Below are 25,706 nucleotides of genomic sequence, written 5' to 3' on the forward strand. Positions count from 1 at the left end.
GGATGGAACTGCGGCGAACAAGATGTTGAACTGCGACGCAACGAAACGGCATACGAATCAGATATCCAGGAACCGCACGTCGCGAGCGTTGCGTTGAATGAACGAACGCCGCGACTCGACGTCCTCACCCATGAGGATCGAGAAGATCTCGTCCGCAGCAGCCGCGTCGTCGAGGGTGACCTGGAGCAGGATCCGGTTGTCCGGGTCCATCGTGGTCTCCCACAGCTCCTGATAGTCCATCTCGCCGAGGCCCTTGTAGCGCTGGATCCCGTTGTCCTTGGGCATGCGCCGACCCTTGCTCTGCCCCTCGGCGACGAGCGCGTCCCGCTCACGGTCGGTGAACGCGAACTCGTGGGGGGCGTTGCTCCACTTGATGCGGTAGAGCGGGGGCTGGGCGAGGTAGACGTAGCCGGCCTCGATGAGCGGCTTCATGAACCGGAAGAGCAGCGTCAGCAGCAGGGTGCGGATGTGCATGCCGTCGACGTCGGCGTCGGCCATGACCACGATCTTGTGATAGCGGGCCTTCTCGATGTCGAAGTCCTCGCCGATGCCGGTGCCGAACGCCGAGATCAGGGCCTGGACCTCGTTGTTGGCGAGGGCCTTGTCGAGGCGGGCGCGCTCGACGTTGAGGATCTTGCCGCGGATCGGGAGGATCGCCTGGGTGTGCGGGTTGCGGCCGCGGACGGCGGAACCACCGGCGGAGTCACCCTCGACGATGAAGACCTCGGAGACGGCGGGATCCTTCGCCTGGCAGTCGCGCAGCTTGCCGGGGAGGCCGCCGGACTCGAGGACACGCTTGCGGGTCGCCTCGCGGGCCTTGCGGGCCGCCATGCGGGCGGTCGCGGCCTGGATCGCCTTGCGGACGATCTCCTTGCCCTCGTTGGGGTGACGCTCGAGCCAGTCACCGAACGAGTCGGTCATGGCGCGCTGGACGAAGCCCTTGACCTCGGAGTTGCCGAGCTTGGTCTTGGTCTGACCCTCGAACTGCGGCTCGCCGAGCTTGACGGAGATGACGGCGGTGAGGCCCTCACGGACGTCGTCGCCGGTGAGGTTCTCGTCCTTGTCCTTGAGCTGGTTCTGCTTGCGCGCGAAGTCGTTGATCATCTTGGTGAGCGCGGCGCGGAAGCCCTCTTCGTGAGTGCCGCCCTCGTGCGTGTTGATCGTGTTGGCGTAGGTGTGCACCGACTCGCTGTAGGCGCCGGTCCACTGCATCGCGAGCTCGAGGCTGAGCGCACGGGCCTCGTCCTCGACCTCGATGCTGATGATGTCGGGGTGCACCGGGTCGGACTTCTTGCTCGCGACGAGGTGGGTGACGTAGTCGACGAGGCCGTTGTCGTAGCGGTAGGAGACCTGGCGCTTGCGCTCGTCGTTGCCCTCGACCTCCTCGGCGTCGGCCTCGTCGTGCGTCTCCTGGACGCGCTCGTCGGTGAGGTTGATCGTCAGGCCCTTGTTGAGGAAGGCCATCTGCTGGAACCGTGCGCGGATCGTCTCGTAGTCGTAGGTCGTGGTCTCGAAGATGTCGCCGTCGGCCCAGAACGTGATCGTCGTGCCGGTCTCGTCGGTCTCGCCGACCTTCTCGAGGGGCGCGAGGCGCTCACCGTGGTCGAACTCCATGCGCCACACGTGGCCGAGCTGCTTGACCTCGGCGATGAGGCGCGTCGCGAGGGCGTTGACGACGGAGGAGCCGACGCCGTGCAGACCACCGGAGACCTTGTAGCCGCCACCTCCGAACTTGCCACCGGCGTGGAGCTGGGTGAGGACGAGCTCGACGGTGGAGATGCCGTAGGCGTCGTTCATGCCCGTGGGGATGCCGCGACCGTTGTCGGTGACTCGGATGCCACCGTCCTGGAGGAGGGTGACATCGATGGTGTCGGCGTGGCCGGCGAGGCTCTCGTCCACCGCGTTGTCGACAATCTCCCACACGAGGTGGTGCAGACCGCGCTCACCGGTGGACCCGATGTACATCCCCGGGCGCTTGCGGACCGCCTCGAGGCCCTCGAGGACCTGGATGGCGGACGCGTCGTAGGTGGCGTCGTCGTCGACCGCGGACGACGAACGTCCGTTGGTGGGCGTCGACGGCACAGCGGCGTCGCCTGCCGCCGGGTCCACGGTCGGCTGTGCCGGGTCTCCCTGGGTGGTGTCGGGCGTCTCGATGCTGTTGTCGTCGGGCGTGCTCGGCACGGTGCTCCTTCAGCTGGCGTGGCTCATGCCGCGCGCCCGGGGCGGGAATTCGCCCAGGGCGCGACGTTCACCGGCCAGTTTACCCGTCAGTCCTGTCAGCGCACGCCAATGGAGGCCCGAGAAGGGCGTTTCTTCGACTTTCCACACCCGTTTTGGACCCGGCATACGCCCCCCACCCCTCTCAGGGCCTCTGTGGGCGTTTCCAAGGCCTGTGGACGGCGGGTCAGTGAGCGCGCTCCACCACCGGTCGTGACGTCGACCGAAGTCGGCGGGTTCGTCAGCGGCCGGTGGTGAAGAAGGTCCAGGTGCCGTCTCCCGCGAAGCCCACCCGGTAGCCGGTGTAGCCACCGTCATTGAGGCGCATCTTCGCCGCGCCGTCGCGGGTGACCAGACGGGCTGCGATGACCTTGTCCCACTCCGCCTCGTTCTCGGCGAACTGCTCCGAGAAGACCCGCGGCTGGATCGTGCCGTCGAAGGTTTCCGTCGGCGGCAGCGTCAGCACGGTCGCGAGGGCGACGTAGGTCTGCGGGGCGTTCGACGTGAAGATCGCGTTCGCGGCCTTCTCCCCGGCGAAGCCAGTCGCGTCGGCCCGGGCAAGGCTGATCAGCTTCTCCGCGTCACAGGCCTTGGCGGCGCTGTGCACCTGCTTGGCCTTGGCGGCCGCCTTCGCCGACATCCCGGAGGTGTTCGGGGCCGCGACCTGCGAGGCCGCACAGCCCGATGACCCACCGGAGCCACCGCTGCTGCCACTGGTGCTGCCTGAGCCGCCCGTGCCGCTCGCCGACTGCGCCGGTGCAGGGGCGGTCGTGGCATCGCTCGACGCCACACTGGGAGTCGCCGTGGCGGTCTCGGTCGGCCCACTGCTTGTCGGCGCCGACGCGGACGTCGACTCGCTGGTCGCCGGCTTCGGCGCCGCGGTCGGTTCGTCGTCGGAGCAGCCGGCCAGCGCCGCCACCGACAGGACTGCTGAGGCGATCAGCGCTGTGGTGCGGCAAGTGGGCAGGACGATTCCCCGAGACGACATGACTCCCACCGTAACGGGTGTGACTGGTGAGACTGAGGAACCCACGCGGGGTGAGGCGGACCGCGGAAGGTGGGCGGACGGCATACGGGATCGGTGTTTTGGCCGCGCAGGTGTCAGGCCTGCGCAGCGAGGGCGCGCTCGACGACAGCGCGCACGTCGGCCGGGATCGGGACGGAGTGACGGCCGGCGCGGTCGATGTAGACCTGCGCCCACAAGCCATGCGCCGCGATGTCGTCGCTGCCCTCGGCGAAGAGGCCGAACGCAAAGGTGACGCTCTTGGTGCCGATGCGCTCGACGCGTACGCCGACGTCGATGGGGTGGGGGTACGCGAGTTCGGCATAGAACCGGCAGGACGACTCGGCCACGACCCCGAGCGTCGGCGTCGACACCTCGTCGGTGCCGGTCTCGCGGATGAGCCAGGCGTTGAGGACGGCGTCGAAGAGCTCGTAGTAGACCGCGTTGTTGAGGTGGCCGTACATGTCGTTGTCGGCCCACCGCGTCGTCATGCGCTGCATCTCGGGGAAGTCGGCGCGCGTCAGGGTCCGCGGGTCCACCGTGGTCGCGGCGTCTGAAGTCATGCGACTCAGGGTAGATCGCGGTCCAGCCCGAGGGACCGGAGGGAAGGTGTGGGGTCCGGAGGACAAGGAAGCCTCCGGACCCCACACCTCTCCTCATGGGGAGCAAAAGTTGTGGCGGTCAGTGCGTGTTCGGAGCATGGGTCACGGTGCGTTCGCCGACGAGGAGGCTCGGCACCATGCCCGGGTGAATCGAGGCGAACACCTTGGTGCCGACGGGGTATCGGATGGAGTGCGGCTGCCACGAGCGCACCGTGCGGCCTGACGGCAGCAGGACGGTGTGGAGGATGAACGCGCCGTGGTACTCGACGCGGTCGACGACGGCGAGGGCGCCGTGGTGCTCCGCGCCATCGGTCTCCGGACCGGGCAGGGTGAGGCTGACCTCGTGAGGGCGCACGACGACCTCGGCATCGGCGACGTCGGTCTGGACGGTGACCAGCCCGAGTTCGCAGGCGAGGCCGTGCTCGTCGACCGACGAGGGGAGGAAGTCGGCGTCGCCCATGAAGGACGCGACGAACCGGCTCACCGGCCGCTCGAAGACCTGCACCGGCGTGCCGAGCTGCTCGATCACGCCGTCGCGCATCACCCCGATGCGGTCACCGACGGTGAGGGCTTCGGTCTGGTCGTGCGTCACGAGGACCGCCGTCGTCCCCGTGGCGCGCAGGATGTCGACCGTGTCGGTGCGCACCCGAGCACGCAGTGACTCGTCGAGGGACGAGAACGGCTCGTCCATGAGCACGACCGCCGGACGCGGTGCCAGCGCGCGGGCCAGGGCGATGCGTTGCTGCTCACCACCGGAGAGTTCGTGGGGATAACGATCGGCAACGTGGGGCAGGTGGACGAGGTCGAGGACCTCACGCACGCGTGCATCCTGCTCGGTGCGACGCACACCGTCGAGGCCGAACCGGATGTTGTCCCCGACGCTCAAGTGGGGGAAGAGTGCGTGCTCCTGGAAGACGAGCCCGACGCGACGCTTCTCGGGCGGAACCCACTGGGCTCGTGTCACAGGTGCGTGCCCAACCGAGGAATTCGGTGAGTTCGGGACAGCGGAGGCGGTGCCGGCGACGACCTCACCGCCGACCCGCAGCGTGCCCTGGTCGGGGCGTTCGAGGCCGGCGACCAGCCGCAGCAGGGTCGACTTGCCGCAGCCCGACGGCCCGATGAGCGCGAGGATCTCGCCCTGCGCCACCGACAGGTCGAGGGCACGCACGGCAGGAGTGTCGCCATAGGACTTGGAGACGCCGGTCAGGTCGAGGGCGCCGGTCATGAGATCACCTGCTTGTGGGGTTCGGCGAGGCGTACCTGCCGGACGAGGAACCACACCGGCACGATCGCGAGCGCCACGATGAGGAGCGCCGGCAGGGCCGCCTGCTCCCAGAAGTTCTCGTTGGCGAGCTCATAGACCCACACCGACACCGTGGTGAAGCCGAAGGGGCGCAGGAGCAGCACGAGGGGCAACTCTTTCACGGCGTCGACGGCCACCAGCACCAGCGCCACCGCGATCCCCGACCGCGACATGGGCAGGTGTACGCGGCGCAGGACCCGCAGCGGCGACGCCCCCAGCGAGAACGCCGAGTTCGTCACCGACGGAGAGATCGTCGTGAAGCTCGCATCAACGGCTTGGTATGCCGGCGCGAGGAACCTCACGATGTAGCTCGCCAGAATGCCCAGCACCGAACCCGTGACGACGAGGCCCGTCCCACCCGGAACCCCCAGCGCCTCGAGCCAGCCGTCGAAGGCGGCGAAAGCGACAAGGACGCCGATCCCGATGACTGCGCCGGGCACGGCATACCCGAAGGTCGTGAGCTGCGCGGCAGCGCGGGCGAGCCGGCCGCCCGTCATGCGCACCCCGTGAGTGAGGAGCAGCGCCAACCCGACGCACGCGATCGCGGCGAGCGCGGCCATGACGGCACTGTTGGTGAGGTTCGTGGCGAAGCGCGACGTGGACAGGGCCGACGAGTCGGCGGCCGTCGCCGTCACCGCCCACCACAGCAGCTGGGCGACCGGCAACACGAAGCCCGCGGCAAGGACGGCACCCGCGGCGGCAAAGGCCCACCACCGGCCGGCCCCCGTGAGCAGCGTCGGCGCAGCCGGGGGACGGTGGCCCCCGCGCGAGTCGTAGCGGGCGCCACCGCGCAGGATCCGCTCGGCAGTGAGGACCATGACGGCGAAGGCGAGGACGAGCACCGACAGTTGGGCCGCCGATGCGAAGTCGAACGAGCCCTTCCACGTGAGATAGACGCCGACCGAGACCGTCCGCACCCCGAAGTACTGGACCGTGGCGAAGTCCGTCAGCGTCTCCATCATCACGACGGCCAGGCCACCGGCGAGCGCCGGCCGCGCGAGCGGCAACAGCACCTGCCGGAACGCCCGCCAGGGCGAGGCCCCGAGCATGCGGGCCGCGTCCCACGTCGCCTGCCCCTGGCCGCGGAAAGCGGCTCGGGACAACAGATAGACGTAGGGATAGAGGGTCAGGGTCATGACGACCGGAGCACCGAACCACCCGGACAGGAGCTCGACGAACCCGGACCCGCCGAACACCTCCCGCGCCGCCCGCGCCGGACCACCCGCCGGCCCGAACGTCGACAGGAAGAGGAAGCCGAGCACATAGGCCGGCATCGCGAGCGGCAGGACGAGCATCCACGAGAAGAGCCGACGCCCGGGGAACTCGTAGGCCGTCACGAGCCACGCGAGACCGACGCCGAGCACCGATGTCCCCAGCCCCACCAGGAGGAGCAGGGCCACGGTGCTGAGCACCATCAGCCCGAGGTCACCCGGCAGGGCCAGGGACCCGGCAGAGGCAAAGGCCTGGACGAGCACGGAGACGACCGGGATCGAGACGACCACCGCGATGAGGACGACGATCGCGGACCACCGGGGTCGGCCGGCCCCGGTGAGTCGGGGCGCACGCAACCCGGTTCGCGAGCCGGAGGTCCGCTCGCGAGCCTGGTCAACGCGGCTCTGGAGGCTCACATCGGCTCGCGAGCCGTTTCGCCCGGCCGCACGCCTGCGCGCCCAGCCCGGCGGGTCACTTGTAGCCGGCCTCGGAGAGGACCTTGACCGCCTCGGCGTTCTGCGACCCGTAGGCCTCGGCCGACACCGGCATGCGCTTGAACTCGCCGAACTCGGCGATGACCGGCTCGGGCTTGACCGACTCGTTCACGGGGTACTCGTGGTTGCCGTCGACGAACGCGCTCTGCCCCTTGCTGGCAAGCCACTCGATGAGCTGCTGCGCCTGGGCGGCGTTGTCGGAGGTCTTGACGACGCCCGCACCGGAGATGTTGACGTGCGTGCCGGCACCCTCCTGCGAGGCCCAGAACGGCGCGACGTTGAAGTCGGGGTTCTTCTTCTGCTCGCGGGCGAGGTAGTAGTGGTTCGTGATGCCGACGTCACACGTGCCCGCGTCGATCGCCTTGAGCAGCTCGACGTCGTTGGACTTGATGTCGACCTCGTTGGCCACCCAGCCCTTGACCGTGGCGAGCGCCTTGTCGCGGCCCTCGAGGTCGATGAGGCTCGCGACGAGGCTCTGGGTGTAGGCCGACGTGGAGTCGCGCATGCAGAGGCGGCCCTTCCACTTCGGGTCGGTGAGGCCGGCGTAGGTGTTCGTCGCGTCGAAGTCGGTCGGCTTGACCTTGTCGGGGTTGTACATCGTCGTGCGGGCGCGCATCGCGAGGCCGAACCACTGGTTGCCGCTGTCGCGCAGGTCGGTTGGGACGGCCTCGGTGAGCGCGGCCGACTCGACGGGCTTGAGCACGCCCTCCTGACCGGCATTCCACAGCGCGCCGGCGTCGACCGTCATGAACACGTCGGCCTCGCCGTCGGCGCCCTCGGCCTTGATCCGCTGGAGCAGCTCCGCGTCACTGCCGGAGATGAACTCGACGGTGATGCCGGTTTCTTCCTGGAAGTCGCCGAACGCACCCTCGAGGTCGTAGTGCCGCGCCGAATAGATCTGGAGGTCGGCGTTGCTGCCGCCGATCCCGAGCACGCCGCAGCCGGCGAGGGGGAGGACGGTAGCGGTCGTGACGAGGCCGGCGAGGCCGGCACGCTTCAGGCGGCGGGTGGGCACAGGTGACTCCTGGACGGGGTGGCGCTGACGTGTGCATTCTTACGGAGTTAGGTAAGCCTGTCCAAATTCCACTAACCTCTCCGGTTGTGACGACCCCGGTCCTGCCTCGGCACCGCGTCGCCCTGGTCGGGCGACTGCGGTCCTTCGGCGACGCTGTCGCGCTGCGGTGGGAGGGCCGGTCCGGACTCGAGACGATGTCGTATGCCGTCCTCGCCGATCGCGTGGACGCGCGCCGGTCCGCGTTGGGTTCCGCTCCGCGGCTCGTGCTCCTCGAGGCGGGCAACGACGTCGAGACGGTCGTGACCCTGCTCGCGGCGCTCGACGGCGCCCACCCCGTCATCGTCACCTCAGCGACCCCGGCCCCTTCCCCGACGATTTCTGACCTATTGGACGCGAATGTTCGGACCCAGGCGCCCCTCCTCGACGCGTGGGATCCGGATGTCGTGGCGCACGGCGCCCACCTCGAACACCGGACCCCGCAGCACCGAGACAGTGCGCACGACCTGCACCCGGACCTGGCGCTCATGCTCTCGACCTCGGGCAGCACCGGCTCTCCCAAGCTCGTCCGCCTCAGCGCGGCGAACCTCGACTGCAACGCCGCTCAGATCGTCGACGCCCTGGGCATCACCGCCGACGACGTCGCGGCCACGACCCTCCCGCTGCAGTACTGCTACGGCCTCTCCATCCTCCTGAGCCACCTGTCGGTCGGCGCCGGCGTCCTCCTCACCGACCTCTCCGTCGTCGACACCTGCTTCTGGGACGCCTTCCGGGAGGCGGGCGGGACGACGCTCGCGGGGGTGCCCTACACGTTCGACCTGCTCGACGCGGCGGGTTTCGCGGGCATGGACCTGCCCCGGCTGCGTCTCGTCACCCAGGCCGGCGGTCGCCTCGACCCGGCGGCGGTCCGGCGCTGGGCCGAACTCGGCGAGCGCCGCGGCTTCGAGTTCGCGGTGATGTACGGCCAGACCGAGGCCACCGCCCGAATGGCAACTCTCCCAACGCATCTCGCCGCCTCGCACCCGTCGAGCATCGGCGTCGCCGTGCGCGGCGGACACTTCCGCATCGACCCGCTCGACGGTGACGCCGGAGACCTCGGGCCGGGCGTGGGAGAGCTCGTCTACGAGGGCGGCAACGTCATGATGGGCTACGCCGAGAAGCCCTCCGACCTCGCCCGCGGAGCGGAGCTGAGCGAGCTCCGGACCGGCGACCTCGCCCGGTTCGACGCCGACGGTCTCGTCGAGATCGTCGGCCGCCGCAGCCGCTTCGCCAAGGTCTGCGGCCTGCGAATCGACCTGGATCGGGTCGAGAGCGACCTCGCCGAAGGTGGGCGGACGGCATACGCGATGGATGGTGGTGACCGGCTGCTCGTCGCGCTCACCGGATCTGTCGCCGCCGATCTCACCTCCGTGCGCCGCGAGATCAGCGATCGGTATGCCGTGCCACGCGCTGGCGTCGTGGTCACCGAGGTCGGCGACGTCCCGCGGACGGTGTCGGGGAAGGTCGACCGCCCCGCTCTGGCAGCACTCGTCGACGCCTTCGGTGAGCCGACCTGCGTCACCTCCGACCGGCTGAGTGCCCCGTCGCCGAGTGTCACGGATCGTCTTTGTGCCCCCTTGGGACAGGGGTCCCGGGCCGACGGCCCCGGCCGCCTGTCCCAACGGGGCACGAAGACGGAGCAGGTTCGGGCGCTCTACGCCGACCTGCTCGACCGTCCCGACGCGACCGTGGACGACTCGTTCGTGACGCTGCGCGGAGACTCGTTGTCCTACGTCGAGGCCTCGGTGCGGCTCGAGGGCCTGCTCGGCACCCTTCCCCCGTCGTGGCACACGCGCCCGGTGCGGGACCTCGCGCGGCTGTCGTCCGGTCCCGAGCCCAGCACCCACTCCACGACGTCCCGCTCCCGGCTCAGCTCACGACTGCGCAGCCTCGAGACGTCCGTCGTCCTGCGCGGGGTCGCCATCGCCGTCATCGTCCTCACCCACGCGGGCGTCCTCGACATCCAGGGCGGAGCGCACGTCCTGCTCGCCGTCGCCGGCTTCGCTTTCGCCCGATTCCAGTTGTCCGACGCACCCCGACGCGAGCGGATCTCCCACGTCCTCGAGTCGGTGACGCGGATCGCCGTGCCCAGCGCGGTGTTCGTGGGCGTCCTCGTGCTCATCGACGACCGCTTCAGTGGGTGGAACGCGGCCCTGCTCACCTCGATCGGCGGCGACAACGTCCACGCCCAGTGGCGCTACTGGTTCATCGAGGCCATGGTCCACATCCTCGTCGGCCTGGCGTTGCTGCTCTGCGTCCCGGCGCTCGACCGCCTCGAGCGGGCCCGTCCGTTCGCGGTTCCGGTGGGGCTGGCGTTGCTGGGGCTCGTCGTGCGCTTTGACCTCGTCTCCGTCGGCAGCCACCACGTCAATGGCCGGCCGGGGATGGTGCTGTGGATCTTCGCCCTGGGGTGGGCCATGGCGCGCACGACGGTGACGTGGCAGCGGTGGCTGCTCACGGCATACATCGTCGTGGTCGTTCCGGGGTTCTACGGTGACCCGACCCGTGACGCGACGATCGCCGTGGGGCTGCTCGTCCTCCTGTGGGTGCGGTCGGTTCGGGTGCCGGCGTTCGTCGTGCCCATCCTGGTGCCGGTCGCCTCGGCGAGCCTCTACATCTACCTCGTGCAGTGGGAGGTCATGGGCCGCGTGGGCTACTCGCTGCTCGGCGCCGTCATCGCCCTGCTGACGGGATGGATCGCGTGGCGCGGGGCGTCGCCGATCGTCGAGCCGATCGCCCGCTGGGTCGGCGCCCGCGTCCCACGCGCCAGAGCGTCCGCTAGCTGAGGATGTCCTGACGCCGGAACCGCCGGTAGCCGAGGGCCACGAACAGCACCGTATAGAGGATCGACCACAGCGCCCCGTGCCGCAGGTCGACCCAGTCGATCGGACCGGACACGAGCATGTCGAGCCACGCCCGTGAGTAGTGCCCCGGCAGCGCCTTGCGCCAGTCACCTAGCGCGTCGATCGAGTCGAGGATGCCGGAGACGATGAGGAGGATCAGCGCACCGCCGACCGCAGCCAGCGGGGTCTGGCTCCTGACCCCGACCCAGAACGAGAAGGCGCCGATGGGCGCGATCGTCACGAGGACATAGGCCACCGCGACCGCCATCCGCGGGAACCACTCGCCGAACGGCATCTCGCCGCCGCCGAGGATCGTGAACGGCTCCGATCCGTAGGCCATGGTGCCGATGAGCAGCGCCCAGACCGGCAGGACGACGACGAGGCTGGCTGTCGAGAGGAAGCCGATGACGAGCTTGCTCGTGAGGAGTCGCGCCCGCGTTACCGGGGCGGTGAGCAAGTAGCGCAGCGACGCCCATGACGCCTCCGCCGGCACGGGATCCCCGGCGAAGAGCGCGGCGACGATGAAGAGCAGGAGTTCGGCCGACACGACGAGCGTGAAGACGGTGAAGTTCGGGCCGCCACTCGTCGCGAGGTCGACGAGCCGGATCGTGGGGTCGTCGGCGCGACCCGGTTCGTCGTCGAGCGAGAAGGCCGCGACGAGGATGAGGGGGAGTGCGGCAACGATCCCGATGACCCAGAGGGTGCGGCGGCGCCCGAGCTGCCGCTTCAGCTCGGACCGCCAGGAAAGGGGTCGGCTCATCGCGCGCGCACCTGTCGTAGTCGTTCGATGAGGCCGGCGTCGCCGGTGCCGTCGTCGGCTCGGACCTGCGACGAGGCGATCACGCCGAGGAAGACTTCCTCGAGGTGACGCCGACTGCCGACCCCGACGACCTCGGCACCGGAGGCGACGACCGCCCGGACGACCTCCTCACGCGGTCGGTTCGAGACCACGGTGAGGGTCGGCTTGGAGGGTTCGTCGATCGTTTCGAGCGAGAGTATGCCGTCCGCCCCCTCGAGCGCGTCCCGTGCGGCTTCGAGGCCGTCCGCCGTCGCGAGCTCGAACACCGTCGTGTCCTGGCTCGCGAGGAGGTCGGCGACCGGACCCGCCGTGACGACCCGACCGGCGTGCATGACGACGACGTGGCTGCAGGTCAGCTCGACCTCGGCGAGGAGGTGGCTCGACACGACGACCGTGCGACCCGAGGCGGCGTAGGACTGCAGGATCGGGCGCATCGCCGCGATCTGGGGCGGGTCGAGACCATTGGTGGGCTCGTCGAGGAAGAGGACCTCCGGCTTGCCGAGCATGGCTTGGGCGATGCCGAGTCGCTGCTTCATGCCGTGGCTGTAGGTGCGGACCGGGCGGTCCAGAGCGCCGCCGAGGGCCGCGACGGCGACGGCCTCGTCGAGGTCGGCCTCGTCGGCGGGGCGTCCGGTCGCGGCCCAGTAGGCCTTGAGGTTCTCGCGCCCGGTGAGGTGGGGGAGGAACCCGGGGCCTTCGACGAGGGCGCCCACCCGGCCGAGGATCTCCGAGCCGGGGTGCACGGGTCGGCCGAGGACGTGCACCGACCCCGAGTCGGGGGTGATGAGTCCGAGCATCATCCGCATCGTCGTGGTCTTGCCGGCGCCGTTGGGTCCGAGGAGGCCCACGACCTGGCCGCGTTCGGCCCGCCAGGAGACGTCGTCGACGGCCCGGTGCCCGTCGGCATAGGTCTTGACGAGGTGGTCGACGACGAGGGGAATGTCGGCATAGTCCTCGCGGACGTGCTCACGGTGTCGGCGCCGCCAGCGCAGGAGCGCGGACGCGGCGATGACCAGGAGGAGGGCTGCGATACCGGCGACGAGAGCGAGGGACTCGGTGTCGCGCTCGGTCGTCGCGGGGACGATCGCGCCCGCCGCAGTGGGGAGGGTGAGCGTGGCGTCGGCGAGCGTGATCCGGTCGGCACGGGCCTCCCGTGGCACCGTGAACGAGTTGTCGGTGGACGTGACGAGGACCCGCCATTGGCTTCCGGCGGCCATCGACCACACCGACGGGGGGAGGTTGACGGTGACCTCGGTGGGCTCGCCCGGTGTCGTCGCCACGCGGACTGGAGCGGTGAGGGCGCGCTGCTGCACGGCGTCGGATCCCTCGACCCGCCAGAGGGAGACGAAGAAGGTTGCTTCATTGCCCGTGGACGTGACCCGGAGGCTGACCGTGGGTGAGCCGACGACGGTGAGTGAGCGCGGCAGGGTGGCGCTGTCGAAGGCGGCCGACATGCCCGGGAGGGCGGCCAGCCGATACGTCGGCAGCTCGACGGATCCCAGTCCCGGCACGGAGGTCATCGAGTTGGGCTGGCCGCCGGGTGGGGTGAGGACGACGGTCGGGCTCTCGGGAGCCCGCAACGGAGTCTGTTGTGGGCTCCCCTGCAGTCCCGGGTAGCGGTCGAGCGTCGCGACCGGCGCGGTGTCACTGCGCCTGGGAACGGGGAGTGAATAGGTGAACGCGGGAACGGGGAGTGGGTCGGTCCGGCTGCCGGCGAGGTAGGTGCGGAGCCACGTCCGGGCGGCTTCCTCGTCGAGGGTGGGGTTCGAGGAGGCGCCATCGTGTCCGCCGTCGGTCCATCGCACCGCGTGGCGAGTGCCGGCCTGCGCGAGGCCGGCGGCATTGGCGTCGGCCTGGTCGAGTCCGAAGAGGGTGTCGGCTTCGCCCTGGATGAGGAGAGTCGGCGCCGTGACGGAGGCGATCGTCCCGCGAGGACTGTTGCGGCGAAGCGTCGCGGCGAGTTCTGGACTGGGGCGGCCGTCCTCGGCAGCTGCTTGGAGCCCGCGGCACAACGCGACGTCGAACCGGCCACACAGGGCGTCGGCCGGAGCCGCCTGGGGGTTGTTCGGGGTCGTGCCCGGAGTCGCCGGCGTGCCCGGGGTCGTCGGGATGGCCGGTGACGAGGTGGCGGCTGGGGCCGGGGTCCCGCTCGCCGCGGCCCCTCCAGCACCACCGGCCGCGCCGCCACTGGCGGACGCGCCGAAGCTCGCGGTGAAGAAGCGGGTGCCCCAGAGCTGCTTGTAGGGGCCGGGTGTCGTGTTTCCGGATGCCGCCTGCGGGAAGAGCGCCGTCGACAGGTCGTGCCACGTGATCGCGGCAACCGTGGCGTCGACCCTGGGGTCCGCAGCCGCGAGCATGAGCGCGAAGGCACCGCCGTAGGAGCCGCCTGCCACGGCGACGCGTGGGTCGCCCGCCGAGTCCTTGGCGACCTCCGACCGGGCCGCGACGAGGTCGACGAGGAGGCGGCCATCGGCGATCTCGCGATCCGGAGAGTTGAGGTGGATCCGCCCTCCCGAGCGTCCGAAGCCCCGGGCCGTGAAGGCGAGGACGACGTGGCCGTCGGCGGCGTAGCGCCGGGCCTCGTCGTCGACGTCCTCCTTGCTGCCGCCGAATCCGTGGGCGAGCAGGATGGCCGGCCGTGGCTCCCCACTGCCGCCCGGCAGGTAGAGCCGGGTGTCGAGGCGCACCGCGGTGCCGTCGGCCTCCGCGCCCACGTCAACGAACTGGTCGGTCGTCGTCACCGCGGTCTCAGCCTCGGCAGCGGAGGCTCCCGCCGCAGGCACCATGGCGGCACCGGTCAGGGCACAGCCCACGGCGAGCGTGAGGGCTACCGCGCGCACGCCACGGCGGCGGGGACGTGCTGGCGCGGGTCGCGGCATGACTCATCCTCTCCCAGGGGAGGGGCAAGCTGAGTCGTTCTGCACGCGCCGCACACCGGTCGAACGGTCCGGCACCCCATCCGGTTCCGCGCGGCAGGTAGGGCCGCGGCCGGACTCAGGTGCCGAGGGTCCTGTCGAAGAGGTCACGAACCGTGTCGGGCAGAGCAGGTTCCGGGATCGTCAGGTCGATCGGCGGTGCCGCACAGCTCACGCCGTAGCTGAACCGGTCGGGTTGCATGGGGCCACCCGCGAACTCCTGAAGCCGAGGCTCGGGGCCGACGAGCAGGCTCCGCCAGGCGAGGGCGTCGATCTCGGGGAGCTGATCGAGGACGACGGTGCGTTCTCGAACCAGTCCGGCGAACCCGCCCGTACGGCGGAGTTGGACCTCGCGCGGCTCCGTCACCCGACCTGGATCCGGAGCCGGGGTCGGGCTCGGGCTTGGGCTTGGGCTCGGGGTGGGAGTCGGGGACGGAGCCCCCGGCACCGGAGGGCTGCCGGGGGCGGACTCGGCCCCCTCGGTGACGCCAACCTCCCGCCACGCGGCCCGGACCGCTTCGGCTTCAGCCGACCCCTCGCCGTGGAGGGTGACGGCAGCCGCCTCGGTGAGCGCCGCAAACGTCGCGAAGTCGCAGTCCGCTCTGATGTCACCGGTGATCACGGCATACCAAATCGCCCCTGGACGCTCCCACGCGTTGCCGCCGAGCGTGGTCGCGACGAGGTGGAAGGCACGGTTGGGGATGCCGGAGTTGATGTGGACGCCGCCGTTGTCGCCGTCGGTGACGACGAAGTCGCGCATGTGCCCCGGCTGCGGGTCCTGGCCGAGCCGCGGGTCGTCGTAGGCCGTGCCCGGCTCCTTCATCGAGCGGAGCCCGACGCCCTGGACCGTCGGGCCGAGCAGCTCGGCACCGATGATCCAGTCCGACTGCTCGGCGGTCTGGCCGAGGGCACGCTGCTTGACGAGGATGCCGAAGACGTCGGAGATGTGCTCGTTGAGGGCGCCGGCCTGGTCCTGGTAGACGAGGCCCGAGGTGTATTGCGTGACGCCGTGGGCGAGCTCGTGGCCGATGACGTCGAGGCTGCGGGTGAACCCGAGCAGCACCTCGCCGTCTCCGTCGCCGAAGACCATCTGTGAGCCGTCCCAGAACGCGTTGTCATAGTTGCGTCCGTAGTGCACGGTGGCGAGCAGCCCGAGTCCGCGGTCATCGAGCGAATTGCGGTCGTATGCCGTGTGCCACAGATCCCAGGTCGCGCCCAGTCCGTCGTAGGCCTCGTTGACGGCGGTGTCGTCGGTGGCCGGGTCGCCCTCGGCGCGGACGCGGGTGCCGGGCAGGCGAGTCGTGTTCTCGGCGTCGTGGACGATCCGGTTCGGCTCCTCGGTCGTGGATCGGTTGGCACGACGGCTCACCACGGCCCCGCCGTCGCGCAACGAGTGTTCGCGGCCATGTCGCTCGTAGCGGAGCTGGTCGAGGCGCAGGGTCTCCCGGGCCCGCTCCTCGAGGTGCGGGTCGCCCGACGTCGCGAGCGCCTCGAGGACGTAGGGAGGCACGATCCCGCACCACACCGGAGTCGAGGAGGAGGGTCGCTGCGGCTCGGACGTCGGCGTGCTGGGGGTGATGGGCGTCGTCATGCCCCCATCCTGTGCCACCGCACCGACACTCGCGCGCTCTAGGAGAGGGCTCCTGGTCCTCGTTGCCCCGCCAACGCGACGACGGTCCACGGCACGGGCTTGGGCGCTTGGTCGGAGGGCAGACCCAGCATCCACCGCATCACCGAACGGGCCTCCTGGAGCGTGGCAATGAGACCGAGGTGGTTCAGGGAGATTCCCAGGTCACGACGCGCGTCATCGGCGTATCCGTGACAGTGCCAGGAGTGGAAGTCGAGGACTTCCTCGGCCCCGACGACCTCGTAGCCCAGGACTGCAGCCTCCGGTGCGAGGGCCTCCGCCCGATGCAGTCGCTCGAACCACGGCGTCTCGCCCTCCCACTCCTTGACGAAGGTGGAGGCGTCGCTGGGTGCCATCGCCACGGTGAGCAGCGCGGGTGACGGGGTCAGTCGCGCGGCTGCCTGCTCGGCCTGCGCCGGGTCCTGGAACCAGTCGCCCAAGCAGGGGCCCGGCTTCGGCAGGTCCGGTTGGATGCAGTCGCTGATGGTCAGGAGGTGGGGTGGAAGCGAGACGCCGACCGACACGGGGGCATCGACGACCCGGACGAGCACCCAGCCCGCCACGATCAACTCCTCGTCGGCCACACGCCAAGGATGACCCTGTTCAGCGCGAAATACCTCTGGTCCGCGAAAGGCGTGACGCGTGATGCCACAGGGGAGCCCGGGCCCGAGGAACACGGTCGCTCGTGGGGGTCAGGTCAGCCGTAGGTGTCGCGGGGGCCCCGGCCGTCCTGGACGCGACGCCCACCGCGCGACCACGACGGAGCACTCGGTCCCACGACGCGGATCTCACTCACGGTGCCCTCGCCGACCTCACGCGCCAGCGTCGTCATCAACGTGCTCGACATGAGCCGCAGGTTCGTTGCCCAGGAGGTCGAGTCGGCGCGCACGGTGAGGACAGTGTCGGCGAACTCGACCGGCTGACAGTGCTGGGCGACTTCCGGGCCGACGATCGAGGGCCAGCGCCCGATGACCGCGCCGACCGCGACGTCGACCTTCCACCCCCGCTCGCTGACGAAGGCATCGAGCTCGTCCCCGAGCAGTTGGGGATCTCGGCCGCCCCGCCGCCGCTCACCACCGGCACCGTCCGGCACGTCCTTGAAGCGGCGCTTCGGCTTGACTCCCGGCCGCAGCCCCCGCGCCCGGGCGGCCGCCCTGGCCCGGGAGAGCGCGTCCGCGGGAGCCGACGTCAGGTCGGCCACCGTTTCACGTGAAACCTCGCCGGCTGCGTCCGTGCCAGAGCCCTCGTTGCCGGACCCGCGCGAATCGCCCTGTCCCGCAACGGGACCCAGATCGTCACTCACGCGCGGTCACCTCGCCGAGCGACACGGCATACGTGCGTCCGTGCAGGTCGGACGGGACGTCCGCTTCCACGGCAGCGGTGATGAGCACCTGCTCACAGTCCGCGACCATCGCCGCCAGCCGTTCCCGCCGACCCGTGTCGAGCTCAGCGAAGACGTCGTCGAGGATGAGCACCGGATCGTCCCCGAGGTCGTGACGAAGCAGGTGGTATGCCGCGAGCTTGAGTCCCAGCGCAAAGCTCCAGCTCTCGCCGTGGCTGGCATAACCCTTGGCGGGCAGCTCCCCGAGGGTGAGGACGACGTCGTCGCGGTGGGGCCCCACCAGCGTCACGCCACGCTCGATCTCCTGCGATCGCACCTCGGCGAAGGACTCGAGCAGCTCGGCGTGCAACTCCTCAAGCTCGGGCACCTCGCCCGCGGCGATCCGTCCCGCCATCTCCTCACGCAGCGAGGACCGATAGGCCACGCGCGCATCGGACTGGCCGGCCGACACTTCGTCATAGGCCTTGCCGAGCAACGGCCCCAGGTCACGCAACAGCCGCAAGCGCGCATAGAGCAGGGGAGCGGCCACCTGGGCGAGCTGGGTGTTCCACACGTCGAGGGTGTGCAGCGCGCTCTCGCGCTCCGACGCGACATCGGCTCCCTCCACCGGTCGTCGCTGCTTGCCACGCCCCCGCAGCACTGGCGCCGCCGACTTGAGCAGGGCGTTGCGCTGCTTGAGGATCCGGTCGTAGTCGCCCCGAGCCCCGGCCCAGCGCGGCTGGCGAGCGACGAGCAGGTCGTCGAGGAAACGTCGGCGCTCCGACGGGTCCCCCTTGACCAGAGCGAGGTCCTCCGGGGCGAACAGGACGGTCCGCACCTGGCCCAGGACGTCACGGGTCCGCGTCAGCGGCGACTTGTTGAGCCGCGCCCGGTTCGCCCGGCCCGGATTGATCTCGAGTTCGACCATGGACTCGCGCCCGTCCCGCACGACTGCACCGCGCACGATCGCCTGGGCCGCCCCGAAGCGCACGAGCGGCGCATCGCTCGCAACCCGGTGCGACGAGAGCGACGCGAGGTAGCCGATCGCCTCGACGAGGTTGGTCTTGCCCTGTCCGTTGAGTCCGACGAAGGTCGTGACGCCCGGCTCGAGCGGAAGTTCGGCGCTCGGATAGCTCCGGAAGTCGCCGACGGTGAGGTGCCGGACGTACACCTAGCAGGGCCCTCTCACTCGCTCAGGCCTTCTTGGCGGCGCGCTTCCGCGTCGACGCGGCCGTGGAGCCGGCCTTCTTGGCTGCAGCGGTCTTCTTGGCGGTGCCGGTGCCCGAGGTCGGGCCGCCAGCGGCGCCGGTCGAGCCCGAGCCGGACGACGGACCCGCCGCAGCGACCTTGCGACCCTTGGCCGCCGCCTTCGTGGCGCTCTTGGTCGGCTTCTCCTTCTTCGCTGCCTTCACCTGGGCTGTCTTGACCTTCTTGGGACCCATCGCCGCCTCGGCGCGGAGGTCGTCGCCCTCCTTGAGCGTCATGACGTGGTGGCCGCCGAACTGGCCCCGCAGTGCGGCGACGGCCTGCATCGTCGGCGACGACTGCTGGCGCGACGCGAACCGGGCAAAGAGGGACGCCGAGATGACGGGCATGGGCACCGCGTTGGCGATGGCCTCCTCGACCGTCCACCGCCCCTCGCCCGAGTCGGCGGTGTAGTCGGAAACGTCCTCGAGGTCAGGGTTCTCCTCGAGCGCCTTGACCATGAGGTCGAGCAGCCAGGAACGGACGACGGTGCCACGGCTCCACGCCTTGAACGACCCGGGGACATCCTTGACGATGTCCTTCTTCTCGAGGAGCTCGTAGCCCTCGGCGTAGGCGTGCATCAGGCCGTACTCGATGCCGTTGTGCACCATCTTGACGTAGTGCCCCGCACCGATGTCGCCGGCGTGGACGAAGCCCTCGTCGCGCGGACCCTCGGGGCGCAGCGCATCGAAGATCGGCATCGCCTTGGCGACGTTGGTCTTGGTGCCACCGACCATGAGGCCGTAGCCGTTCTCCAGACCCCAGATCCCGCCGGACACACCACAGTCGAGATAGCCGATGCCCTTGGCCTTGAGCAGCTTCTCGTTCTCGATGTCGTCGGTGAAGCGGCTGTTGCCGCCGTCGATGACGAGGTCTCCCTTGTCGAGGAGGTCGGCCAGCTTTGCGACGGTCTCACGGGTGGGGTCGCCGTGGGGGACCATCACCCAGACCACGCGCGGGGCCTCGAGTGCCTTGACGAGCGCCGGCAGGGTCTTGACGTCCGACACCTTGGGGTTGTGGTCGAAGCCGACCACCTCGTGGCCTGCGCGACGGATGCGCTCGCGCATGTTGCCGCCCATCTTGCCGAGCCCGATGAGTCCCAGTTGCATTGCCAACCCCTTCAGCTGTCGGAGAATTCGCTGCCTTCATGCGTGGCGGTGCGGTGCTTCGTTGTGCTGTTCTTCCCCGTATGCCGGGTGGTCCCGTGGACGGGACCGGACGGCATACGCGGTGGTTCTGGTCGTGCGGTTGCTGGTCAGGCTACGCCCGTCAACTCGCGAAACGGACGGGCATGATGACGTAGCGGTAGCTCGTGTCCGCCTCGCCGTCGGCCTCGGCCTGACCGCTGAGGACCGCCGGACGGGACGGCTGCGTGAACGAGAGGCGGCTGAACTCGGTCCCGACTGCGCCCAGACCGTCGAGGAGGAAGCCCGGGTTGAAGGCGACCTCGATCTCGGGACCGCTGAGGGTGGCCTCGACGGCTTCACTCGCCTGGGCGTCCTCGCCGGTGCCGGCCTCGATCGCGACCTGGCCCTCGGTGAACCGCAGCCGCACGGGCGTGTTGCGCTCGGCGACGAGGGCGACGCGCTTCACTGCCTCGACGAGTTCGGCGGTGTTGATCACCGACTCGGTCTCCGAGGTCGTGGGGAAGATCGAGCTGACCTTGGGGTACTCGCCGTCGAGCAGGCGAGTCGTCGTGCGGCGCGAGCCGGCTTCGAAGCCGACGAGCCCGTCACCCCCGGCGGCCGAGCCGAGCGCCACGTCGATGGAGCCGGAGGCGCCGAGCGAACGCGCGGTGTCGGCCAGGGTGCGCGCGGGGACGAGCACGACGTGGCTCGCGGCACTGTCGGTGGGGTTCCACGTGAGCTCGCGCATCGCGAGGCGGTAGCGGTCGGTCGCGAGGAGGGTCACCTTGTCTCCCTCGATCTCGACCCGCACCCCGGTGAGGATCGGGAGGGTGTCGCCCTTGTCGGCGGCGACCGACACCTGGCTCACGGCCTGGGTGAACACGTGGCCGTCGATCGAGCCGCTCGCCTCGGGGGACGCGGGCAGCGTCGGGTAGTCGTCCGACGGCATCTGGAGCAGGCTGAACCGGCTCGACCCGCAGATGACCTGGACTTTGGAGCCCGAGGCCTCGACGTCGACCGGCTTGTTGGGCAGGTTGCGGGAGATGTCGGCGAGGAGACGCCCCAGAACCAGGACGGTGCCCGCCTCGCTGACCTCGGCGGGGACCGTGAGTCGCGCCGAGACTTCGTAGTCGAATGCCGACAGGGTCACGGTGCCCTCGTCACTGGCCTCGATGAGGATGCCCGCGAGCACGGGGACGGGAGGACGCGCGGGGAGTCCGCGGGCCACCCAGGTGACCGCCTCGGCCAGGACTTCACGCTCGACGCGGAACTTCACGGCATACCGACCTAACTGTGTGGGTGGAACGGGCAGAACGACAGATCGTGGCCGCACGCGCGAACGAGCGCCAGCATGCGGGGAACCACGACATTAGTGCACGAATGACAGGAGCGACGCGCGAGTCGGAACTTGTCATTCGTCCCTGGGGAGTGGGGCTCGGGCAGCAGGGTTCCACAGGCAGGTCATCGGGGCAGGACCAGAGATTGAGGGATCTCGTCAGAGTTGTAGGAGGTGTGGATTCTGTGGACAACCTGACGTTCGTGCAGGTCACGTGGCCTCCCAGGGCGGTGGACGGAGCGTGGATCTCCTGTGGAGCTCTGGGTCGCCCATGTTGACGTTCTGTATGCCGTCCACTCCCGTCCACTGATACGTCACCGTTTGTCCACGGCCGGGAAGGGGTTGTCCACAGTTGTCCACAGGTCTTGGGGACGAACCGGGGAATCCGGCTGTCAACAGGTTGTCCACAGCCTGAGTTGTCCACAGAGTTGTTCACAGCCAGTGGATGAATCGTGGTCGGATCCCTGTGGATCATCGAATGTGACGAATCGATGACGAGGTGCCCACAGGTGTGGATTCCCCTGTGGACAACGGGTCGCCTGTGGACGGATACCCCGACTTTGTGCCCCTACGGGACACACTCGCTGCCCTCGCGTGTCCCATAGGGACACAAGGTGGGAGGGGTCAGCGCGACTGCTGCTTGATCCGGTTCGTGAGCTCGGTGACCTGGTTGTAGATCGCGCGACGCTCGGCCATGAGCTGGCGGATCTTCTTGTCGGCGTGCATGACCGTCGTGTGGTCCCGGCCGCCGAACTGCTGCCCGATCTTGGGGAGGGACAGGTCGGTGAGCTCGCGGCAGAGGTACATCGCGATCTGGCGGGCCGTCACGAGCACCCGCGAGCGGGACTGGCCCTGGAGGTCCTCGAGGGTGAGGCCGAAGTAGGCCGCCGTCTGCGCCATGATCGTCGCGCTGGTGATCTGGCTCGACGAATCGTGCGGGATGAGGTCCTTGAGCACGATCTCGGCGAGGGAGATGTCGACCGGCTGACGGTTGAGGCTGGCGAACGCGGTGACCCGGATGAGGGCGCCCTCGAGTTCGCGGATGTTGGTCGTGATGCGCGAGGCGATGAACTCGAGAACGTCGTCGGGGACGCTGAGCTTCTCCTGAGCGGCCTTCTTGCGCAGGATCGCGATACGCGTCTCGAGGTCGGGCGGCTGCACGTCGGTCATGAGGCCCCACTCGAAGCGGCTGCGCATCCGCTCCTCGAAGCCGCTGAGCAACTTCGGCGGCAGGTCACTGGTGATGACGACCTGCTTGTTGGCGTTGTGGAGGGTGTTGAAGGTGTGGAAGAACTCCTCCTGGGTCTGCACCTTGCCCTGGAGGAACTGGATGTCATCGATGAGGAGGACGTCCACGTCGCGATAACGGCGCTGGAAGTTCGCGGCCTTGTCGTCGCGGATGCTGTTGATGAAGTCGTTGGTGAACTCCTCGGAGTTCACGTAGCGCACCTTGACGTGCGGGAAGAGGTTGCGGGCGTAGTGCCCGATGGCGTGGAGCAGGTGGGTCTTGCCCAGCCCTGACTCGCCATAGATGAAGAGCGGGTTGTAGGCCTTGGCCGGCGTCTCTGCGACCGCCAGTGCCGCCGCGTTGGCGAACCGGTTGGAGGCCCCGATGACGAAGGTGTCGAAGGTGTACTTCGGGTTGAGCCTCGTGAGCTCGACCTGCTCGGGCACCGTGACGCCGGGACGGGGGCGGAGTGCGCCCGGGGTACGCAGGTGGGTCACCGAGCCGTCGTCGCGTCCAGAGTTCTGCTCGTCGTCGTCCTCGACGAGGGCGATCCCGTCCAGTTCGGCGCGCCGCTTGGCTCTGCGTCCGTCGGCGTCGGTGGGGCCGGACTCGACCAGAGTCGTGGTTGCGCCACGGCGCTCTGCCTCACCGGAGCTGTCGGTGGCGGCAGACGTGGCCCCGTCAGGACCCGGCGCCATCGAGGGCTGTGCCGAGGTCGGGTCCGAGTCGGCCGGCGGTTCGGCCACGGGGATGTCACCCAAGGACGAGTCGACCGTGACGGCCAGACGGACGGAGTGGCCGAGTTGGGACGCGAGCGTCTCCGTGACCCGATCACGCAGCCGGGTCTCGACGATGTCCTTGGTGAAGTCGTTGGGCACGGCGATCAGCGCCGTGTCGTCGAGCAGGCCCACCAGCCGCGCCAGGGACAGGAAGGCCCGCTGCTGCACCGGGATGCCGTCCGAGTCGAGGGCATCGAGCGTCGTCCGCCAGATCTGGTCCATCCCCACATCCGGCACGTGACCACTCAACCTTCCATCTCGTGTGCGCATCCCCCTGCGCGTTTCCACAGAGTTGTCCGTTTCCACAGAGTTGTCCACAGACTGTGGGTATGCCGGGTGACGCTAACAAGGGGGTGCCGGTCCAGCAAGCCGGTGGTACACCTTGCGAGCGATTCGTGCTCGGATTGCCGGCGTGTCGCGCACAGTTCGAGGCGCCGTGAGGTGAGAGCATATGCGGTTCGCTGTGGATTCTGGGGTGAAGTGCGCCGAGTTTGACCCACATGGGCGCTCTCCCGTACCTTTGACAGGCCTGTTGTGGCGGCCGTTGACGCCTGCCCACGGGCCCTGAGCCTGCAGTATCGAAAGCCCAGAACCATGCGGTGACGTCCGTGTGGTCCGTCCCGTGAGAAGAGATTCGCCGTGAGCAAGCGTACGTTCCAGCCCAACAACCGTCGCCGGGCCAAGACCCACGGCTTCCGCCTGCGCATGCGCACTCGCGCCGGCCGCGCCATCCTCGCCGCCCGCCGCCGCAAGGGTCGCGCCGAGCTCTCCGCCTGAGGCTTCGGTGCTGCCGGCGCCGAACCGACTGCGTGAGCGGTCGGATTTCGCGTCGGCAATCCGCGCCCCTGGTGCGACGCGAGCGGGATCGAGGATCCTCGTGGTGCACGCCAACGTGACCGACTCTCGTGCGGGACTTCCGCCGCGGGTCGGTTTCGTCGTGTCCAAGGCCGTCGGCAACGCCGTGGTGCGCAACCGGACCAAGCGCCGACTGAGGGCCGCGATGGCCACCCAGCTGACCGGCATACCCGACGGCGTCGACGTCGTGGTCCGAGCGCAACAAGCCGCTTCGAGCGTGACGTTCTCAGAACTGTCAGATGCGCTGATTCCATTGTTGCACAAGGCAATTGGGCGTCTAGAGGTTGCCAGATGAAGATGAGCCAGTTCGCTGCCAAGCCGCTCGTGTGGCTCGTGCGCGCCTACCAGCTCGTCCTCTCACCGATGCGGCCGCCAACCTGCCGCTACTACCCCTCCTGCTCTGCGTATGCCGTGACCGCCCTGAGTCGGTACGGCCTGTTCCGCGGAACCTGGCTGACGATCCGCCGGTTGGGCAGGTGTCACCCCTGGTCGCCCGGGGGTGTCGACCACGTGCCGCCGCTGCCCGGCGAGCCTGATGACGGCGAGCTCATTGCCCGCCACATCCCCCACGAGACCACCACCTGACCCACACCCACCGCACCACCGGTGTGGGCCCACTCCCGGCGCCAGTCGCCGGACCTAACGAAGGACAGCATGGGAGACTTCTTCAACAGCCTGATGCACCCGATCGAGCTTCTCGTCGCGTGGATCATGTACGGCTTCCACCAGGTGTTCACCACCATCGGGCTGGACCCGGCCTCGGGTGCGGCGTGGGCCCTGTCGATCATCGGCCTCGTGATCGTCATGCGTGCCGCGATGATCCCGCTGTTCGTCAAGCAGATCAACGCTTCGCGGAAGATGCAACTCATCCAGCCCGAGCTTCAGAAGATCCAGAAGAAGTACAAGGGCAAGACCGACCCTGAGTCCCGCCAGGCGATGACCCAGGAGACGATGGCGCTCTATCGCTCCGAGGGGACCAACCCGTTCTCGTCGTGTCTGCCGATCCTCGTGCAGTCGCCGTTCTTCTTCGGTCTCTTCCGTGTGCTCAACGGGCTCGAGAAGATCTCGACCGGGGAGAACGAGCCGATCGGGCCGATCACCCGGGAGGTCGCCGGTCAGGCCGAGGGTGCGACGCTCTTTGGTGCGCAGCTGTCCGACACCTTCCTCGGGGCCGACAACACCGCGACCTACATCGTCACGATCATCCTGATCATCCTCATGTCGGCGACGACGTTCCTCACCCAGCGTCAGCTGATGACCAAGAACATGCCGGCGTCCGCGCTGGACAACCCGTTCGCGAAGCAGCAGAAGCTCATCATGTACATCATGCCGGTGGTCTTCGCCGTCTCCGGCGTGAACTTCCCGATCGGTGTCCTCCTCTACTGGTTCACCACCAACGTGTGGTCGATGGTCCAGCAGTTCTACGTCATCCGGAAGATGCCGGCCCCCGGATCGGCAGCGGAGAAGGCGCTGCACGCGCGCCTCGCGAAGCGTGGCAAGCCCATCCCCGGTGAGGCGGAGCGCAAGGCCGCCGAGGAGGCCGAGGCGGCTGCGGCTGCGGAACGGTCCAGCCAGCGAGTTCAGCCCAAGAGCAAGAAGCGCGCCAAGAAGCAGGGCGGCGCCGGGGCAGCGGCCAAGAAGCAGGGCGGCTCAGGCGCCGCCAAGAAGAAGGGTGGGTCCGGGGCCGTCGCCAAGAAGAAGCCCCAGACCGACAGCTGAGACCACAACCGAGACCACAACCGCTGCATC

20 protein-coding genes are annotated in these 25,706 nt (G+C 69.3%); 5 read left to right on the forward strand and 15 right to left on the reverse strand.

Annotated elements, in window-relative coordinates; genetic code table 11:
- Positions 1–57 precede the first annotated feature (57 nt).
- The 6 genes from gyrB to N802_RS14830 form a co-directional block, all read right to left on the reverse strand.
- A complete protein-coding gene (gyrB, locus tag N802_RS14805) occupies positions 58–2,181 on the reverse strand; it encodes a DNA topoisomerase (ATP-hydrolyzing) subunit B (protein WP_035917753.1) in 2,124 nt (707 codons plus the stop codon).
- A gap of 277 nt (positions 2,182–2,458) precedes the next feature.
- Positions 2,459–3,205 carry a hypothetical protein gene (locus N802_RS14810; protein WP_052109997.1) on the reverse strand — a complete coding sequence of 249 codons (747 nt, stop codon included), beginning with the start codon at positions 3,203–3,205 and terminating at the stop codon, positions 2,459–2,461.
- A gap of 113 nt (positions 3,206–3,318) precedes the next feature.
- A complete protein-coding gene (locus N802_RS14815) occupies positions 3,319–3,783 on the reverse strand; it encodes an acyl-CoA thioesterase (RefSeq protein WP_084072254.1) in 465 nt (154 codons plus the stop codon).
- 118 nt (positions 3,784–3,901) lie between these two features.
- Positions 3,902–5,047, reverse strand: a complete 1,146-nt coding sequence (locus tag N802_RS14820; RefSeq protein WP_052109998.1) for an ABC transporter ATP-binding protein — start codon at positions 5,045–5,047, stop codon at positions 3,902–3,904.
- Positions 5,044–6,753, reverse strand: a complete 1,710-nt coding sequence (locus N802_RS14825) for an ABC transporter permease (RefSeq protein WP_052109999.1) — start codon at positions 6,751–6,753, stop codon at positions 5,044–5,046. The genes N802_RS14820 and N802_RS14825 overlap by 4 nt, the downstream gene beginning before the upstream one ends.
- A 55-nt stretch (positions 6,754–6,808) precedes the next feature.
- Positions 6,809–7,846, reverse strand: a complete 1,038-nt coding sequence (locus tag N802_RS14830; RefSeq protein WP_052110000.1) for an extracellular solute-binding protein — start codon at positions 7,844–7,846, stop codon at positions 6,809–6,811.
- A gap of 86 nt (positions 7,847–7,932) precedes the next feature.
- Between N802_RS14830 and N802_RS14835 the strand changes: the two genes are divergently transcribed.
- Entirely contained in the window at positions 7,933–10,668 is a 2,736-nt protein-coding gene (locus N802_RS14835; RefSeq protein WP_052110001.1) for an AMP-binding protein, read from the forward strand.
- On the opposite strand, the gene N802_RS14840 is transcribed toward N802_RS14835, so the two are convergent.
- The 9 genes from N802_RS14840 to dnaA all read right to left on the reverse strand — a co-directional run bounded on the left by N802_RS14840 (position 10,661) and on the right by dnaA (position 23,324).
- Positions 10,661–11,485, reverse strand: a complete 825-nt coding sequence (locus N802_RS14840; RefSeq protein WP_035917757.1) for an ABC transporter permease — start codon at positions 11,483–11,485, stop codon at positions 10,661–10,663. The two genes, N802_RS14835 and N802_RS14840, sit on opposite strands and share 8 nt — an antisense overlap.
- Positions 11,482–14,403 (reverse strand): alpha/beta fold hydrolase, encoded by a 2,922-nt coding sequence (locus N802_RS14845; protein WP_035917758.1) that lies wholly within the window; start codon positions 14,401–14,403, stop codon positions 11,482–11,484. Before N802_RS14845 ends, N802_RS14840 begins: the two co-directional genes overlap by 4 nt.
- Positions 14,404–14,518: 115 nt before the next feature.
- The gene (locus N802_RS14850; protein WP_052110002.1) at positions 14,519–16,030 is read right to left on the reverse strand and encodes a protealysin inhibitor emfourin; all 1,512 of its coding nucleotides are present in this window, start codon (positions 16,028–16,030) and stop codon (positions 14,519–14,521) included.
- Between the two features lie 38 nt (positions 16,031–16,068).
- A complete protein-coding gene (locus N802_RS19620) occupies positions 16,069–16,650 on the reverse strand; it encodes a hypothetical protein (protein ID WP_052110003.1) in 582 nt (193 codons plus the stop codon).
- 113 nt (positions 16,651–16,763) lie between these two features.
- Complete coding sequence (locus N802_RS14860; RefSeq protein ID WP_035917761.1) at positions 16,764–17,369, reverse strand: DciA family protein; 606 nt, start codon at positions 17,367–17,369, stop codon at positions 16,764–16,766.
- Positions 17,362–18,558: a DNA replication/repair protein RecF gene (recF, locus tag N802_RS14865; protein ID WP_035917762.1), complete on the reverse strand. Its 1,197-nt coding sequence runs from the start codon at positions 18,556–18,558 to the stop codon at positions 17,362–17,364. Before recF ends, N802_RS14860 begins: the two co-directional genes overlap by 8 nt.
- A gap of 22 nt (positions 18,559–18,580) precedes the next feature.
- Positions 18,581–19,741, reverse strand: a complete 1,161-nt coding sequence (gnd, locus tag N802_RS14870; RefSeq protein ID WP_052110004.1) for a phosphogluconate dehydrogenase (NAD(+)-dependent, decarboxylating) — start codon at positions 19,739–19,741, stop codon at positions 18,581–18,583.
- Between the two features lie 160 nt (positions 19,742–19,901).
- Positions 19,902–21,035 carry a DNA polymerase III subunit beta gene (dnaN, locus tag N802_RS14875; RefSeq protein ID WP_035917764.1) on the reverse strand — a complete coding sequence of 378 codons (1,134 nt, stop codon included), beginning with the start codon at positions 21,033–21,035 and terminating at the stop codon, positions 19,902–19,904.
- Positions 21,036–21,719: 684 nt separating this feature from the next.
- Positions 21,720–23,324 (reverse strand): chromosomal replication initiator protein DnaA, encoded by a 1,605-nt coding sequence (dnaA, locus tag N802_RS14880; protein WP_035917766.1) that lies wholly within the window; start codon positions 23,322–23,324, stop codon positions 21,720–21,722.
- Between the two features lie 417 nt (positions 23,325–23,741).
- On the opposite strand from dnaA, the gene rpmH reads away from it, so the two are divergent.
- The 4 genes from rpmH to yidC all read left to right on the forward strand — a co-directional run bounded on the left by rpmH (position 23,742) and on the right by yidC (position 25,676).
- Positions 23,742–23,879 (forward strand): 50S ribosomal protein L34, encoded by a 138-nt coding sequence (rpmH, locus tag N802_RS14885; RefSeq protein ID WP_010849920.1) that lies wholly within the window; start codon positions 23,742–23,744, stop codon positions 23,877–23,879.
- A gap of 7 nt (positions 23,880–23,886) precedes the next feature.
- Positions 23,887–24,252, forward strand: a complete 366-nt coding sequence (gene rnpA, locus N802_RS14890; protein WP_035917768.1) for a ribonuclease P protein component — start codon at positions 23,887–23,889, stop codon at positions 24,250–24,252.
- Entirely contained in the window at positions 24,249–24,542 is a 294-nt protein-coding gene (gene yidD / locus N802_RS14895; RefSeq protein ID WP_035917770.1) for a membrane protein insertion efficiency factor YidD, read from the forward strand. Before rnpA ends, yidD begins: the two co-directional genes overlap by 4 nt.
- 69 nt (positions 24,543–24,611) lie before the next feature.
- Positions 24,612–25,676, forward strand: coding sequence for a membrane protein insertase YidC (gene yidC, locus N802_RS14900; protein WP_035917773.1), 1,065 nt, complete (start codon positions 24,612–24,614; stop codon positions 25,674–25,676).
- The last annotated feature ends 30 nt before the right edge of the window (positions 25,677–25,706 follow it).

It is taken from the genome of Knoellia sinensis KCTC 19936, assembly GCF_000768705.1.
Taxonomy (GTDB): domain Bacteria; phylum Actinomycetota; class Actinomycetes; order Actinomycetales; family Dermatophilaceae; genus Knoellia; species Knoellia sinensis.

Coding starts and splice junctions, on each gene's coding strand:
- N802_RS14810 (WP_052109997.1), bottom strand. CDS start 3,205: ATGTCGTCTCGGGGAATCGTCCTGCCCACTTGCCGCACCACAGCGCTG.
- N802_RS14815 (WP_084072254.1), bottom strand. CDS start 3,783: ATGACTTCAGACGCCGCGACCACGGTGGACCCGCGGACCCTGACGCGC.
- N802_RS14820 (WP_052109998.1), bottom strand. CDS start 5,047: ATGACCGGCGCCCTCGACCTGACCGGCGTCTCCAAGTCCTATGGCGAC.
- N802_RS14840 (WP_035917757.1), bottom strand. CDS start 11,485: ATGAGCCGACCCCTTTCCTGGCGGTCCGAGCTGAAGCGGCAGCTCGGG.
- N802_RS14845 (WP_035917758.1), bottom strand. CDS start 14,403: ATGCCGCGACCCGCGCCAGCACGTCCCCGCCGCCGTGGCGTGCGCGCG.
- N802_RS14850 (WP_052110002.1), bottom strand. CDS start 16,030: ATGACGACGCCCATCACCCCCAGCACGCCGACGTCCGAGCCGCAGCGA.
- gnd (WP_052110004.1), bottom strand. CDS start 19,741: ATGCAACTGGGACTCATCGGGCTCGGCAAGATGGGCGGCAACATGCGC.
- dnaA (WP_035917766.1), bottom strand. CDS start 23,324: ATGGACCAGATCTGGCGGACGACGCTCGATGCCCTCGACTCGGACGGC.
- yidD (WP_035917770.1), top strand. CDS start 24,249: ATGAAGATGAGCCAGTTCGCTGCCAAGCCGCTCGTGTGGCTCGTGCGC.
- yidC (WP_035917773.1), top strand. CDS start 24,612: ATGGGAGACTTCTTCAACAGCCTGATGCACCCGATCGAGCTTCTCGTC.